Annotated in this window: 12 protein-coding genes and 1 tRNA gene; 8 read left to right on the forward strand and 5 right to left on the reverse strand. The window is 65.9% G+C overall.

Features of this window, described 5'->3' with window-relative positions; genetic code table 11:
- Positions 1 to 69: 69 nt before the first annotated feature.
- The 7 genes from ACOOHB_RS17170 (at position 70) to ACOOHB_RS17200 (ending at position 7,680) form a co-directional block, all read left to right on the forward strand.
- Complete coding sequence (locus tag ACOOHB_RS17170) at positions 70 to 924, forward strand: 3-hydroxybutyryl-CoA dehydrogenase (RefSeq protein WP_420446932.1); 855 nt, start codon at positions 70 to 72, stop codon at positions 922 to 924.
- Positions 925 to 1,944 carry a phosphotransferase family protein gene (locus tag ACOOHB_RS17175; protein ID WP_420446021.1) on the forward strand — a complete coding sequence of 340 codons (1,020 nt, stop codon included), beginning with the start codon at positions 925 to 927 and terminating at the stop codon, positions 1,942 to 1,944.
- A gap of 13 nt (positions 1,945 to 1,957) precedes the next feature.
- Positions 1,958 to 3,565, forward strand: a complete 1,608-nt coding sequence (locus ACOOHB_RS17180) for a S1C family serine protease (RefSeq protein WP_420446022.1) — start codon at positions 1,958 to 1,960, stop codon at positions 3,563 to 3,565.
- Between the two features lie 82 nt (positions 3,566 to 3,647).
- Complete coding sequence (locus ACOOHB_RS17185) at positions 3,648 to 4,478, forward strand: enoyl-CoA hydratase-related protein (protein ID WP_420446023.1); 831 nt, start codon at positions 3,648 to 3,650, stop codon at positions 4,476 to 4,478.
- 98 nt (positions 4,479 to 4,576) lie between these two features.
- Entirely contained in the window at positions 4,577 to 6,157 is a 1,581-nt protein-coding gene (locus ACOOHB_RS17190) for an MFS transporter (RefSeq protein WP_420446024.1), read from the forward strand.
- A 54-nt stretch (positions 6,158 to 6,211) separates the two neighbouring features.
- The gene (locus ACOOHB_RS17195) at positions 6,212 to 6,718 is read left to right on the forward strand and encodes a disulfide bond formation protein B (protein ID WP_420446025.1); all 507 of its coding nucleotides are present in this window, start codon (positions 6,212 to 6,214) and stop codon (positions 6,716 to 6,718) included.
- A gap of 80 nt (positions 6,719 to 6,798) precedes the next feature.
- Complete coding sequence (locus tag ACOOHB_RS17200) at positions 6,799 to 7,680, forward strand: DM13 domain-containing protein (protein WP_420446026.1); 882 nt, start codon at positions 6,799 to 6,801, stop codon at positions 7,678 to 7,680.
- Between the two features lie 30 nt (positions 7,681 to 7,710).
- On the opposite strand, the gene ACOOHB_RS17205 is transcribed toward ACOOHB_RS17200, so the two are convergent.
- Positions 7,711 to 8,745, reverse strand: a complete 1,035-nt coding sequence (locus tag ACOOHB_RS17205) for a TIGR03617 family F420-dependent LLM class oxidoreductase (protein ID WP_420446027.1) — start codon at positions 8,743 to 8,745, stop codon at positions 7,711 to 7,713.
- A gap of 190 nt (positions 8,746 to 8,935) precedes the next feature.
- Positions 8,936 to 11,107, reverse strand: coding sequence for a YncE family protein (locus ACOOHB_RS17210; protein ID WP_420446028.1), 2,172 nt, complete (start codon positions 11,105 to 11,107; stop codon positions 8,936 to 8,938).
- Between ACOOHB_RS17210 and ACOOHB_RS17215 the strand changes: the two genes are divergently transcribed.
- Positions 11,095 to 11,268: a hypothetical protein gene (locus ACOOHB_RS17215; RefSeq protein ID WP_420446029.1), complete on the forward strand. Its 174-nt coding sequence runs from the start codon at positions 11,095 to 11,097 to the stop codon at positions 11,266 to 11,268. The genes ACOOHB_RS17210 and ACOOHB_RS17215 overlap by 13 nt on opposite strands.
- 206 nt (positions 11,269 to 11,474) lie before the next feature.
- Here the strand turns inward: ACOOHB_RS17215 and ACOOHB_RS17220 are convergent.
- From ACOOHB_RS17220 to ACOOHB_RS17230, 3 genes are all read right to left on the reverse strand, one after another.
- Positions 11,475 to 11,547 (reverse strand) — tRNA-Arg (locus tag ACOOHB_RS17220).
- Positions 11,548 to 11,736: 189 nt separating this feature from the next.
- Entirely contained in the window at positions 11,737 to 12,924 is a 1,188-nt protein-coding gene (locus ACOOHB_RS17225) for a hypothetical protein (protein WP_420446030.1), read from the reverse strand.
- Between the two features lie 234 nt (positions 12,925 to 13,158).
- On the reverse strand, positions 13,159 to 15,270 hold the full coding sequence (locus ACOOHB_RS17230; RefSeq protein ID WP_420446031.1) for a hypothetical protein: 2,112 nt from the start codon (positions 15,268 to 15,270) through the stop codon (positions 13,159 to 13,161).

The raw sequence follows: 15,270 nt of genomic DNA on the forward strand, positions 1-15,270 counted from the left end.
GTTGGCTGAGCAAAGACCGACCTACCGGCAGGCAAACGCAGACAGACCGGTAGATTGCCCGTCGTGCCTATGGAGCGAATTGGGGTGGTGGGCTGCGGCCTGATGGGGTCCGGCATCGCCGAAGTAGCTGCTCGCAACGGTTGCGACGTCAAGATTGTCGAAGTCGACGAGGATGCACTCGCGGCCGGCATGGCGCGCATCGAGAAGAGCCTGAACCGAGCGGTCAACACCGGCAAGCTCGACGAAGCCGGGAGGGAAACGACGCTCGGCGCCATGTCGTTCGGGCTCGACCTCGACGATCTGGCGGATCGAGAATTTGTGATTGAGGCGATCGTCGAGTCCGAGGCGGCCAAGCTGGATGTGTTCGGGAGGCTGTCGAAGGTGCTCACCGATCCCAACGCTGTGATGGCGTCCAACACCTCTGCCATCCCGATCATGAAGCTGGCCATGGCGACCGACCGGCCCTCGCAGGTCATCGGCATGCACTTCTTCAACCCGGTGCCCGTGATGGGGCTTGTCGAAGTCATCTCCTCGCTGCTGACCGCCACCGAGACCGCTCAGAAGTGCCGGAAGTTCGCAACTGAACGGCTCGGCAAGCGGGTGGTGGACAGCGGGGACCGGGCCGGATTCGTGGTGAACGCCCTGCTGATCCCCTACATCCTGTCCGCCATCCGGATGCTCGAATCTGGCTTCGCCTCGACCGAGGACATCGACGCCGGCATGGTGCTGGGGTGCAATCACCCGATGGGCCCGCTGGCCCTGTGCGATCTCATCGGCCTCGACACGACCCAGGCGGTGGCAGAGTCGCTCTACGAGGAGTTCCGCGAGCAGCTCTACGCACCGCCGCCGATGCTCAGCCGCATGTGCGACGCCGGCCTGCTGGGTCGCAAGACCGGCCGGGGCTTCTACACCTACGGCGGCTAGATGTCTCCCGCGGGCATCGATGCCCCGGCGGTAAGCAGTTGGTTCGCCACCCACGTTCCGCAGGCCGCGCAGCCGCTTCGCTTCGAGCTCATCGCAGGCGGGCATTCGAATCTGACCTACCGGGTGCATTGCGCCGACAGCGACTCGATGGTGCTGCGCCGCCCGCCGCTGGGGCACGTGCTGGCCACAGCGCACGACATGTCCCGTGAGCACAAGATCATCTCGGGAGTGGGGCAGACCGACATGCCGGTGCCCCGTACGATCGCGCTCTGCACTGATGAGAACGTGAACGGGGCGCCGTTCTACGTCATGAGCTACGAGGAAGGCGCAGTGCTGCACTCCGCTGAGGAGTCAGCGCTGGTGCCTGCTGGCGAGCGCATGTCGCTGAGCCGAAGAGTGGCCGATGTGCTGGCCCTGCTGCATTCCGTCGAGCCTGATGACGTGGGCCTGGGCGACCTGGGTCGCCGCGAGGACTATCTCGGGAGGCAGCTGCGGCGGTGGACCCGTCAATGGGAGCAGTCCAAGACGCGCGAACTGCCGATCATGGACGAATTGGCCACCGAGCTGGACGCCCGCAAGCCCGAACAGATCGGCTCGGCCATCGTCCATGGCGACTACCGGCTGGGCAACATGCTGACGAGCGGCGGGGACATCGTGGCGGTGCTCGACTGGGAGTTGTGCACGCTCGGCGACCCGATGGCCGACGTGGGGTTCCTCATGAACAACTGGGTGTCACCCGACGAACCGTCGGCTGGCACGTCTGCACCCACGCAGGCGGGCGGCTTTGCGGCCCGCAGCGACATGCTGGATTGGTACGCCGATGCGTCCGGGCGTGACGTGTCGAATGTCGACTACTACCGTGCGTTTTCGTATTGGCGGTTGGCTGCCATATCCGAAGGAGTGCTGAACCGGTACCTGCGCGGCGTGATGGCCGACGCTGAAGAAACCGACACAGACGTGTTCCGCCAAAGCGTCGATTTCCTGTCGGCGAGCGCAGCCGAACGGCTCGCCGTCCGGTGACGGCTGATCGCTGATGGAACAGGGACCCGACAGCCGACCCGAACCCGACGATCCGGCGCGGGATCCCCAACCCGAAGCTGAGCCGGCGGCCGATGCTCAACCGGCGCCCGCTGCTGAGCCGGTGGCCGATACGCAGGATGGGTCGTCGCGAGGTACGTCGGTGCGAGAGCCGCTGGCGCGGTCGGGATGCCTGCTGGCCGGAATTGCCGGAGCGGTGGGCGCGCTGGCGGGGGCGCTGATCGCGGGACTGATCCTGCTGGTGGCCCTCAGCGGCGACGACTCCGATGTCGCCAGGCCGACCGGCACAGTCGCGGCGGCCGAGACGCAGACTGGCTCGGCGTCGCCGGCTGCCGACGACACGTCCGAGATGCCTGGGGCAACCAGCACCACACCTGAGGAGGCTCCCGAGTCGACCAGTCCTGACTCGGCCGCCGCCGATGACGAGCCGGTGAGCGACAGCGCTCTTGTCTACGAGGACGACGCCTACCCGCTGCTCGAACCCACTGTCGTCGCTGAGTACTGGGCGCGGCTGCTGACCGGCGAGGAGATCGAGCCAGGCTCGCCGTTGGGAAGCCGCATCGAAGGCATCAATATCAAGGCCGTTCTCACCGAAGTCCAGGAGTCGGTGGTCATCGTGAAGGTCGCGACCGATGAGGGCGAAGCCGCAGGTTCCGGCTTCATCGTGACGCCGCAGGGGCGCATCGTCACCAATGAGCATGTGATCAAGGATGCGATCACGGTGGACGTGCGGCTCTTCGGAGGAGAGCTGGTGCCTGCCCGGGTCATGGCCACTGATCCCACGCGGGATCTCGCGGTGCTTCAGATCGAACGGGACGGCCTGCCGACGGTGCGGCTCGGTTCCACTGACGGTGTGGAAGTCGGCGACGAGGTGATTGCCATCGGCAATGCCCTCGACATCATCGGCGAGCCGACCGTCACGTCGGGAATCGTGTCGGGACTCAACCGCTACATCGTGTTTGAGGACGGGAAGCGGTTGGTGCGTCTCATCCAGACCGACGCTGCGATCAATCTGGGCAACTCCGGGGGACCTCTCGTCAACGCCGCCGGAGAAGTCATCGGGGTCAATACGGCGATTGCCGGGAGGCTCGCCGAGGGCATCGGATACGCCATCTCGATCGATCATGCTCGACCGATCATCGACCTGCTGCTCGAGGGTGTAGTGCAGGCCAAGGCGTACCTCGGCGTGCGCATCGTCTCGGTCGAGGACTGGATCAATCAGGACGACCCGCCCGATGCCGACGACTCGGAGCCGGAGCCCGACGGCGGAATCGGCGATTTGGGTCCCGAGACGGTGGAGCCTGGACCTGAGCCCGACGACGAACTCGCCGATATCGAGGTCGCGCCCGAGGTCACCTACGGGGCGCTAGTCGTCGGCGTCGACCCTGGCGAAGCTGCCGATCGGGCGGGTATCGAGCGGGGCGACGTGATCGTCGAATTCGAAGGCGAGACGATCCGGACGAGCAACGACCTGGTGGTGGAGATCTTGGCGCGGCTGCCGGGGGATCAGGTCGAGATGGGCGTGATCGGCCTGGACGGAAGACTTCGCAAGGTCGAGCTGGAACTGGGCTCTTTCGAGTCAGAGGACGAGTCAGAGGAGTAGGTGGCGCCGCTGGCTTGGGCCGGTGATTAGCTCAGCGCGTCTCGCAGGTGTTCGCGATACTGCGGGGGACAAAGGGAGCGTCATGACAGATCGAGTCTTCGACACCGGAACCGACGACATCATCGTCGAGATCACCGATGGCGTGATGACCATCACGCTGAACCGTCCCGAGCGCCGCAATGCGATGTCCACTCCGATGATGGACGGACTGGTCGCTGCGATCGCCGACGCCGAGGTGGCCTCCGATGTGGGCGCACTGGTGCTGACCGGGGCCGGCGGGGCCTTCTGCGCCGGCGGCGACGTCAAGGGCATGGCCGCCGCTGGCGGCGAGGGCGGCGGCAGCCCATTGCAGTACGACGCCCGGGTGCACGGGCAGCGGCGCAGTCAGCGCGACACCTCCGGGAAGCTGTACGAGATGCCCAAGCCGACGATCGCCGCGCTGCCCGGTGCGGCCGCGGGCGCGGGCCTGTCCATGGCACTGGCGTGCGATCTGCGCTACGCGGCGCCCAACGCCGTGATCACGACGGCATTTGCCCGCGTCGGCTTCAGCGGCGACTACGGCGGCACGTGGTTCATGTCGCGCCTCATCGGCTCGGCCAAGGCCCGCGAGCTGTATTACCTGTCTGACCGGGTCGACATGGACCAGGCGGTGTCGCTGGGCTTGGTGAACGGCGTGTTCTCCGCCGAGAGCCTGATGGACGAGGTGGGAGCCATTGCGCGGCGGCTGGCCAACGGGCCGACCGTGGCATTCCGGTACATGAAGGAGAACCTGAATCGGGCCGTCAACGGCGACATGGGCGAGTGCCTAGACATGGAGGCCGCCCACCACATCCACTGCGGGCAGACCGACGACCATAAGGAAGCGGCGAAGGCCTTCGTGGATAAGCGCGAACCGGTCTTCCACGGCCGGTAGCTGACGCGCCCGCCAGAGGAGCGGGCGTAAAACGGCTTCTCTAATCGCCGTTCGATTCTTGCGGTCGGCGGCGCGGGCTGCGCCGTACGCTTATGCGGATGCGAAACGAGATCGACCCCGGTTGGGTCGATCCGGCGCGGGTGCCGCAGGTGCCTCGCGTCGCCGCGGCAGCGCCGGCTATCGAGCGCCGCGATGGGGTTGATGTCGTCGACCCCAATCAGCGCGACGGCTCGGTCGCGCCGCCCCGGATGGCGCCCGCTGTTGCTGCGGGTCCGCCGAGTCGTCCCCGAGCCCGCGAAGCGGTATCGGGTCGGGCGTGGCGGGCGCTTACCGTGGCGTCGCTGGGCACGGTGCTCGTCGGCTTCAACAGCACGGCGACGAACCTCGCCTTGGACGCAATCCAGGAGAGCTACGTCGGTGCCACCGCCGCGGATGTGGGGTGGGGCATCGCCGGCTTCATGGTCGGCACAGCCGCGTTCTTGCCGCTGGCAGGCCGCCTGGCTGACCGCGTCGGGCGCAAGCTGATCTTCCAGGCCGGGCTGGTGCTGTTCGCACTGTCCGCGGTCGCCTCGGCGTTGGCGCCCACCGTGTGGACGCTCAATCTGGCTCGGGTGCTGCAAGCCGTCGGCGGCGCCGCGATCCTGCCGGCCTCCCTCAGCTTGGTGCTGCCGCTCTTTCCTACGTCACGACGCACCACCGCTGTCGGTCTGTGGTCCGCTGCCGGTCCGCTGGCTGCGGGCATCGCTCCTGGGGTGGCCGCGGTCCTGTTGGGGGCAGCCGGCTGGCGGGTCCTGTACTTCGTGAGTGCTCCCGTGGCCGCGCTGATGTTCGTGGTGGCGCGGCGGGTCCTCACCGAACTCCCGACTCCCGAGATTTCTCACCGGCTCGACGTCACCGGCGCGGCAGCAGGGACGGTGGGGCTCGCCGCGTTGGTCACGGCAATCATGCAGGGCAGCCGGGTTTGGGGCTGGACGTCACCGGTCACGCTCGCCGTGGCGGCCGTGGGTGTGGGCGCGTTCGCCTGGTTCGTCAACAACTCGCTGCGCCATCCCGAGCCGTTGCTCAACTTGCACTTGTTGCGTCGACGGGGCGTGTGGGTGACGCAGTTGGCCAACTTCCTGGTGGGCGTCTCGTCGCAGGCGATCTGGCTGATCTGGCCGCTGTTCATGTTCAACTTCTGGGGGTACTCCGAGTACCAAGTCGGACTCGGCGTCACGGTCGGGCCCATCGTGGCGGGCGCGTCCACCGTGTTCTTCAGCCGGCTGGGCGAACGATGGAGCGCGATCACCCTGTGCCGCACCGGTGCGGCCATACAGATCCTGGCCATCGGATGGCAGGTGGTGCGGCTGGGCACCGAGGCGGATTATCTCCGCGAGATGGCGCCGACGATCGCCCTATTTGGGTTGGGCTGGGGCATGTGTGTGCCGCTGCTCAACAGCGTGGCGCTGGCCTGGGTGGACGAGTCGTACTTCGGCGAGGTCAGCGGACTATTCAACACGCTGCGGTATGCGGCTTCTGCGATTGGCATTGCTGGCCTGTTCGCGCTGCTGAAGGACGAATCCGGCGACGGAGCGCTCGTTTACTACCAGCATGTGCTGGCGTTCTTCCTGGTCTTCGCAATTGTGGCGTTCGTGTCGCTGTGGGTTCCCATCGGACGACCTGATCGCTCGCGCAGCTAACGATCACATATTGCGAATGGTGCCGTGCAATCGCGTATGACACGCTGATTACCTGTGTCGTTGGACCAGATGCTCCGGCTGTTCGCGGTGGTAGCGCTTGCCTGCAATGCGGCGACCGCTGTGGTGTTGTTCCGCCGCGCACGTGGACGGCAACTGAGTGCTCGTGCCGTCACGGGAATGGCCGCGGCGCTGGCGGTGGGCGCCATGCTCGGCTCGTTGTACCTGTCGGAGATTACGCACCTCGAGCCGTGCCGCTGGTGCTGGTTCCAGCGCATCGCCATGTACCCGCTGGCGCTCGTGCTGGTGATCGGCCTGCTCGTCCGCGACCGGGGGGTGTACCGCCACGGGCTGCCGATGTGCGTTGCCGGCGCCGCGATGTCGACCTGGCATTACTTGCTGCAGCATTTCCCAGGCCTCGAGGGCGCCACGACGTGCAGCCTCACCAGCCCGTGCACAGTTCGGTACGCATGGGAGTTCGGCTTCGTGTCGATCCCGTATATGGCCGGCAGCGTGTTCGTCCTGGCTGGAGTGCTCCTGAACCTCTCGCGTCGCCGTTCCTGACCCTGTGCGGCTGGTGACCATGCACCAGTGCACTTGGCTCCTACGGTTGAAGGCATGACTAACAGGAGAGCGACCGAGCGATGAGGCAATTGCTGAACAGGTTGATTCCCCGGACCACAGGCGGCTGCTGGGCTGCTGCTGCCGGCACTGCGGTGTTAGCCGCGCTGGCCTTCTTCCTGGCCTTCTTCGTGTTTGGCTTCCACCTGATCTTCGTAGACGAGGTGGTGGACGAGGAGGCCCCCGAGTTCGTCGGCGGTGATGCCGACATCGACGAGTTGATCAGCGAGGCGCGGGGCGACGACACTGACGCAGCGGCCGCTGACGACGAGCGCGCCGCGGTCGACCAGCAGATCGCCGAGCTGGAATCAGAGATCGTCAGCGTGCGTGATGCCGCGATGGCACAGGACACCGAAGAGGCCATGGAGGCCATGTACCAGCAGGTGGATGCGCTGCAGGCCGAGCTTGCGGAGTTGCAGGCCGAGCGTGAGCGGCTGATGACCCCGACTGAAGTCGAGCAGGCTGCCGAAGCCGAGAAGCAGATCACCGAGCACTCGATGTCAGTAGCCGAGCACATGCTTGATGAACCCGAGGCGGTCGACATGGCCGATGACGGCGGCGTGCGGGTGACCTCAGTGGGCACGTTCGGGGCCCGGTCGCATCCCGCCTCCGGCGTTGCCGTGGTGATCACTGACGGCACCCAGACGTTCCTGCGGTTCGACGACGACTTCGCCACCGACAACGGTCCCGATCTCAACGTGTACCTGACGGCGGCAGGCCCCGACGCCTCGGTCGGCGATCTCGCAGCCGATTTCGTCGACTTGGGCGATCTCAAGGGCAACATCGGGGCGCAGAACTACGAGATCCCCGCCGGTGTGGACCTCGACCGTTACCGCACGGTGGCGATCTGGTGTGTCCGCTTCAGCGTCGTCTTCGGTACGGCCGAATTGGAGCCGATGGGTTAGTTGTTCGAGCGGACGCGATGACGCTCGTGCTCAGGCTGAGTTGCCAGCGGTCGGGACGGCCTGGATGTCTTGGATCACGTCGGGCGGCAGATCGGCGCCGATGTCGGCGGCGACGTTGGCGTTGACCTCGTCGACGAGCCCGTCGAAGTGGTCCGCGATGGCGCTGGCGATCTCGTCGTGTCGTCCGACGGCGGCGAACAGCCGAACGACGTCGTCGTCGATGCAGCCGGCCATTTTGCCCCAGCCGTCGTTGCGTGAGAGATGGTTGAGCTTCTCGCCGAGTTCGCCCAGATCGTGCTGTTCGAGCACCGGCCAGTACGCCCGGGTGCTGCCGTAGAAACCGATCCGGTAGCGAACCCACTCGACCATCCGGTCCACGGTCTCGTCGTCGGGCCCGGTGCAGATGAATCCGCCGCCGGTCACCCAGAAGTCGCTGCGGTTGTGCCCGGCCCGGTCGAGTCCGGTCTGCAGCTGCGGCATGACGTGTTCTCGCAAGTAGTCGGGCGTGCAGAAACCGTGAAGGCGGACCCCGTCACAGTGCTGCCCGGCCACCCGCAGCATGGCTGGACCGACCGCAGCGATCATGATCGGCGGTGGTGGACCGTCGAGCGGTTCGGGCGTGAAGTTCGGCGTCATGAGCGAGAAGCGGTAGTGCTCGCCCTCGTAGCTGAGCCGTTCGCCCGTGGCCCACGTGTGCCAGATGGCTCGCAGCGCCTGCACGTACTCGGCCATCCGTGGAGCCGGCGCCGACCACGGCACGCTGAACCGCCGCTCGTTGTGCCCCTTGACCTGGCTGCCGATGCCGAGCACGAACCGTCCGTTCGAGGCAGCCTGCAGATCCCACGCAGTCGACGCCGTCACCATCGGGCTGCGAGGAAAGCTGATGGCCACGCTGGTCGACAGCCGCACCCGCTCGCTGTGCACCGCAGCGATGCCAAGCGGGATGAACGGCTCATGCCGATTCTCCATGGTGACAACGCAGTCGTAACCGTCGGCCTCGATCCGCCGCACCTCGTCTGGCACATCTCGCAGGTTGTGCTGGGGCAATGTCGCGCTGACGTGCATAAGGCACTCCTGTTCTCCAGCGAGCTGTGTCGACGAGTCGTTTCGACGAGCCCTATCGCCGAGCCATATTGCTGCATCTGCCCGGCGCTTGCTGATGTGGCCGCCCAGTACGGGCTGTCGCGGACGTGGGTGACCAGGCTGGTGATGCCGGCCTAGAGGGCCCAAGCAGACCGCGGGGACGATCCGCCCGCTACGACGGGACCTGCTGTGGCACTGTCAGGGTGAGATCGTGCGAGAGCGCCATTCCCGCTGCGGTGCACACCTGAGTCTGGGAGCGTGCTTGCCCGTCGCTCGACGTGGCGCACTCGGTTGCAGCCCGCAGCAACAGCGTGACATCGCCAGTGCCGCTCGGCTTGACGTGGATCTCCCACAGGTCATTGCGCCCATCGACGCGCTTGAACTTGAGGGCACTGCCGTTGGTCACTTCCAGCAAGTCGTCACGCAGCGTGCGGTAGCTGACAGCGATCGGCTCGCTGAACTGCGCACGCACGGTGAACTCGCGGCTGCCATCGTGCGTGTGCGGAAACGTCGACGCGACGAACTCCGCAGTCAGCGTCGGGTCGTCGTTGCTGTCATCGCCGTCATCGCCGCCGCTGCCGTCGTCGCTGCCATCGTGCGACGGCGGAACCGTTGACGCGACGGGCTCCGCACTCAGCTCTGGCATGTCGTAGGCGTAGATGCGGCCATCTGAGTTGTCGGCCACCCACATAATGCTGCCGTTGGACCAGATGCCCTTGGGACTGTCATTGCCCGCTGCGAGCAACCCGTCGAGGTCCAGGTCGGCCTTGCGGGCGCCCGTGTGCAGGTCGTAGGCGTAGATCTTGGCGTCGTGGTCGTCGCTCACCCACATGACCATGCCGTCGGACCACAGAGCAGCAGCCCGGCCGTTGCCCGCCGAGCCCAGCCCGGTGATGTCCTGGCCGGACCTGCGAGCGCTGGTGTGCAGGTCGTACGCGTAGATCGTGTCGTCGCTGTGGTCGGCCACCCACATCGTCACCCCGTCGGACCACAGGCCCTTGGGGTGGTTGTTGTGCGCACTGTCCAGTGAGTCGATGTCGCGGTCCGTCACACGGGCGCCCGTGTGCAGGTCATAGGCGTAGATCTTGGCGTCGTTGTCGTCGCTCACCCACATGACCGTGCCGTCGGACCACACGCCGTTCGCGTGGTGATTGCCCGCCGAGCCCAGCGCGCTGATGTCCTTGGAGGCGTCGCGGGTCATGTCGGCCAGGCTGTAGGCGTACACGTAGCCGCCCAGGTTGGTGACCCACATCGTCACCCCGTCAGACCAGATTGCCCGGGCCGCCGAGTTGTCTGAGGCAAGCAACTTGTTGTCCGGCAGCACACCCCACTCGGACGCCGCCGGGTCGACCGCGACCGTGTTGGTCTCGTCGCCGTTGCCGCCGTCGTCGCCACCGCTGCCGCCGTCGTCGTCGTCATCATCGCCGTCCTCGTCGGCGTGCGTGTCATCCGCCTCAGCGACGGTGAACTCGTAGCGGTACAGCGCCCCGGGCTCGAACTCGTCTGTCAAGATGAATACGGCGCTTCCCGGTTTGCAGGCCACGATCCACAGCGACTGGTCGATCGCGCGACGCCATCCGGAGGTGTCGTCTTGTTGCGCCGTGCACGCCTGGGCAGGATCGACCGACGGCGGCTCGGTGGCGCTGTAGGGCTGCGCGTGCGATGCGAACTGGCCCGGCTGGGCGGCGTTGACATAGACGTAGGCATGCCCGAACATCGACAGCAGAACATCGCTGCGAACGAGTATCCGCTGCCACTCGCCGTGCACGCGCATGTCCAACGAGCGCGGATCGGGATCGAACCATGCGTCGGGCTTGGGCTGGGGCGGCGGGCCTGGCGTCACCCCCGCAACCAGGTACCTCGAGACCACGAACGTGGTACTGCTGGACGCAAGCTGAACTTCGGGATCTGACGGCGTGGCGCCTGGCCGGACCAGATTGATCTTGAGCACATAGGGTCCGCCCACCGGGCACTGCGCACTGATTGTGGCCGAGACAACGAAGCCGCCGTTGTGGGCCGTGTGCTGAGTGTCCGCGCCGATGCCGCTGCCCTCGCATTCGTCCTTGTCGGCGCCGTAGTGCTTCACATCGGCCCGGAACGTGACCGATCTGTCGGCCTCAAGATTGCTGACCGACACCGTCACGTCGATGGCGGTGTTCGCTGGCACGGCACGGCCCGGTGACAGTTCCACCGACACCGTCGCCGCGGATTGTGCGTTCGACAGACTGGGGAAGCCAAGCCACAGCGCGAGCAGCGCTGCCAAGAAGACCGCCACAGCGGCTGTTCCTCGAGCTGACCAGCCCTTGATGCGGCGGGTGTCGCGTAGGCGGGATGTTGGATTCACGCCGCCGGATGTCGTTGGTGTCGGGTCTCGATCTCGATGGGCGTCACCATGCCAAGCGAGGTGTGCCGCGGCTGTCGGTTGTGCCCTATTTCGAGGTATTCGAGGATTTCATTCGTCAGATCGACACGTTTGTGCCAGCGCTTGGGGTCCGGCAGCTCTGACAGGGGTCCTTGATTTGGGTCCAGGTGCCGTGGGTGGGCTGATGCCGTAGCAGCGGCACGTCGCCGCGACATTGCCCGAAACCTCTTCGGCGTGGTGCAGTGCCGCAAGGCGATGCCGGATCTTGCGTAGCTGCTCTCGATCGTCCATCAGGATTTCCTCTCGCGAGAAACCCTGACTCTCAAGAAACTCCATCAGTTTCAGACAGCGCCCTCGACAGGATTCGAACCTGCGACGCACGGTTTAGGAAACCGACGCTCTATCCCCTGAGCTACGAGGGCGGGACGAGCGCGAATTGTAGGGCGAAATACTGCGCGGAATACTGCGCGGAATTCGTCGGACCGCGGGCACCGTTCGGGGCGCGGGAGTCCGGGTACGTTGGCTGAGTTGGGTTGCTCGGCTCGCGTGGCGCAGTTCTTGGCGGTGAGGGTGGCGTCAGCGTGTTCGTGTTGGTGGCGCCGGGTGGTGGTTCAGGCTGCGAGCTGTGTGGGCAGTGACGTGGGTTCGGGTGGGGGTACGAGGCGTTGTCCGAAGATGTCGGTGTACTGGCTGCCGGTGCGTTCCGCGTGCGCGAGCAGGGCGCTGGTGACTATGAGCAGTTGGTAGCCGATGGCTTGGTATCGGTTGTTGTTGCGCGTAGTGGTGATGCTGCGCTTGTCTCGCAGCAGTGCTTTGAATTGCCGGTTGGCGGATTCGCAGTCTTGGCGGACGCCGTAGAGATTCTGGTGGTGGGGGTCGGCTTCGGGGAATGCTGAGAGCGTTTGGGGGTGCAGCGTGGGGTTCTTCTTGTGTTTCTTGTTGCCGTCGGGGTCGTGTTCTCGGAGTTGTTCTGCGGGGGTGTCCATACGCATCGTGATGGTCGCGCCTTGTAGGTGCCGGGGGACGATGGGGTTTTGGGGCAGTGCGTAGGTGTTGTTCACGGCGTAGCCGCCGGTGCGTTGCTTGGTTCGGCGGCGGTTGGTGCAGGTGAGCGGCACGTAGCAGTCGTGCCCGTCGCCGTCGGTCATGACGACGGTCGCGTTGCCGTCGATGGTGATGACCTCGGCGGTGTGCGCGACGGTTTCGTTTGGGTGGACGAATCGGTGGGGGCCGAAGTTGTGGATGAAGGGGACGGTCTCGCTGATGCGGCGCAGCTTGGAGACCGGCTGGACGCCGGCTTTGAGGAGCCGGTCGCGGTCCTCGGCTGAGAGCGCTCCGTCGTATCCGAAGGCGTAGAGGCCTTTGATGATGCGGGGGTGTTCTTCGATGAGCTGCAGGAGCGAGTCGACGGCGAGCGTCGCGTCGCTGTTGGATCTCTGCGCCTCGCCTTTGATGTTGACGGCGAGGATGATGCGTTCTTTGGGATGGGGCGTGCGGGTGATGACCAGCACCCATTCGTAGTTCGGTGGTTTGGGCTTCTTGCCGGTTGCGCTGCGAGGCGTGAACGCTTCGGGGTCGTGCCGTTTGGGCTTGCCTGTGCCATGGTTGATCTTGTCGGGGTCGCCGTTGTTGTACAGGCCGCCCACGACGGTGCCGGCGGCGGCGACCGTCTGTGTGGTGTCGGGCTGGGTGTAGGTGCCTGCCCTGGGCCGGAACTGGCCCATCGTGAGCGCTGCTTGGACGCAGATCTGGCGGGTGGCGCGTTCGAGTTCGTCGACGTCGAGGAAGTCCTCTCGCACCCGCCGGTGCTGGCTTCGGTTGAAGCCTTTGGGGTTGAGCCGCCAGGCGGGGTCGTCGGGCCGGTCGTGTTCGAGTTGCAGGTTGAGCTGGTCGACCAGTCGCTCGCGGGATCTCCGGCGGGGTGGGGGAGGTTCTTGTTGTGGATCACGCTGGCGCCGCCGTACAGGGATGTCCCATACAGGAAGATCAGCGCGTCGTATGCGTCGTGGCCACGTTTGTGTCCGCGGTCTTGCTCAGCTGGCGACGATCACCACGCAGCGCACCTGGCCTGGGACCATGTCGGGCGGTCCGGACGGGTCCGACCAGTTGCTCCACGGCGACCACGGATCGTTGATCGAGGCACGGATTCGTGTTGATACGCGCACCCGAATCGAGAGCAGGTCGAACGGTTCGTCGAATTCGCTGGGGTCTGCGACGTCGTCGGTGTCGACGGTGATCGTCGTGGACAGCGTTGCATGCGGGCCGACGATGACGGTCTGCCGCACGCTGGCATTGACGTCCTGCAGGTTGAAGTACCAACTCGCCTCGTATCGGTGCTCGACAAGCGCAGTGTCGGTGCCGACAGGGGTCCATGCGATCGTCGCGTCCGACGGTCCATTTGAGTTGCCCGTGCAGGTCACAGTCGGCCGTTCAGGAGCGACCGGCGGCGTCAACGGCGGGCATGGCGGAGTCGTGTGCGGGTGCCAGCCGCTCCATGTTCCCCATGGCGTCCATGCCGACCATGTGCCGTTGACCCGCTCGCGTTGACGGCCGCGGCCACGCAGGCGCACATCAATGGTGTTGCCCGGATCAGCTGGCCCGGTGATGAGCACCTGAGCGTTCTGCAGCCGCGTCACCGTGGCTGTCTGCCACGAACCGCCGCTGTGCAGGTACTCGGCCTCGTATTCGGCTTCGCGTTCCCAGTTCGCCGGCGCCGAGTCAGCCCAGCTCGTGAAGCGGCCTGTGAACTCCGTTGCGAGGCATGCGAGGGCCGGTGCCGGGTCGGGCAGCCCCCCAGGCACGGCAGGCAGCGGCGGTAGTCCGCAGCCTGCTTCGGGCTGATCGGCCGCGGTGTCATCGGACAAGGTGGAGTAAGAACCCCAGCGGGCCGGCGGGCCTGCGTCGTATGCCACGACAGTGAGCATGTATGCCTGCCCGGCAGGCACAGGGAGCGTCACTGCTCGGTCTGCCCATGGCAACGCGTTTGAACTGGTGATGCTGTAGGAGGTGTAGGGCCCGATAATGCCGGTCCACTCGTTCACATCGACCCCCCAGCCGGTGCCGACGCCGGTGCCGGGAGGCACTGTCCATGTGACCTCGATGCCGGCCGTCGAGCGGCACGCCATCACAGTCGGCACCGGTAACGGCGGCGGCGGGCACGTCGGAGTGCTGAACTCGGCCCAGTTGCTCCACTGGCCCCACGCGGACCATGCGGACCATTGCCCCAATCGGTATCGCCGTTGACGTCCTCTGCCGCGGATACGGACGTCGACGCTGTCGCCGGGGTTGTCGTCACCGTCGAACAGAACCTGGTTGCCGGAATACGCAACCGATTCTGATTCCCAAGGATCGCTGCCGTGACGCCATTCGACCTCGTACTCAGCCGCCCGACCCCATCCGGACGGCGGATTCGCAAACCAGCCGGTGAACGAGCCGGTGAACTCCGTCGAGTTGCACGCCAGAAGCGGGGTCGGCGCAGGAAGAGCCGACGGAGCCGCAGGAGCCACAGGCGGTGGGTTGACGACACCCTGCACAGGCACGTTCTGCACTACCTGCACAGGCACGTTCTGCACTACCTGCACTACCTGCACGGGCGCCACTACCTGCACTACCTGCACAGCCTGCACTACCTGCACTACCTGCACGGGCGCCACTACCTGCACTACCTGCACAGCCTGCACTACCTGCACTACCTGCACAGCCTGCACTACCTGCACTACCTGCACGGGCGCCACTACCTGCACTACCTGCACACCGATCACCGGAGGCGGGTCCGGCACCCATACGTGCCATTCGCATGTCAAGCCGCAACTGTCGATCGGGTCCGTGTCCGTGGCGCCTCCGGGGTCAGAGAAACCGCCCTCTCCCTCCCCCGCGTTCGGATCCTGCTCCGTCAGAGCCGACGTGTCCTGTGGATCAGGCGGATCCGGTGGAGGCGGCGGAGGCGGCGGCGGCTTCGGGTGATGCCCAGGGAAGCAGGTGGTCGTGAACGTGATGTCATTGAACGTGCACGTCTCATGGCTGGCGGACGCGTCTCGGGTAGTTGTGAGAGACGCAATCGCCGTGACGACGAGTGCAGCGAACAGCGCAACACCGACGTAGCGCCAGCGGCGTGGGTTGGCAACGGTCAGCGAATCGGCGTGCAT

It is taken from the genome of Candidatus Poriferisodalis sp. (assembly GCF_965215815.1).
Classification (GTDB): Bacteria; Actinomycetota; Acidimicrobiia; order Acidimicrobiales; family Poriferisodalaceae; genus Poriferisodalis.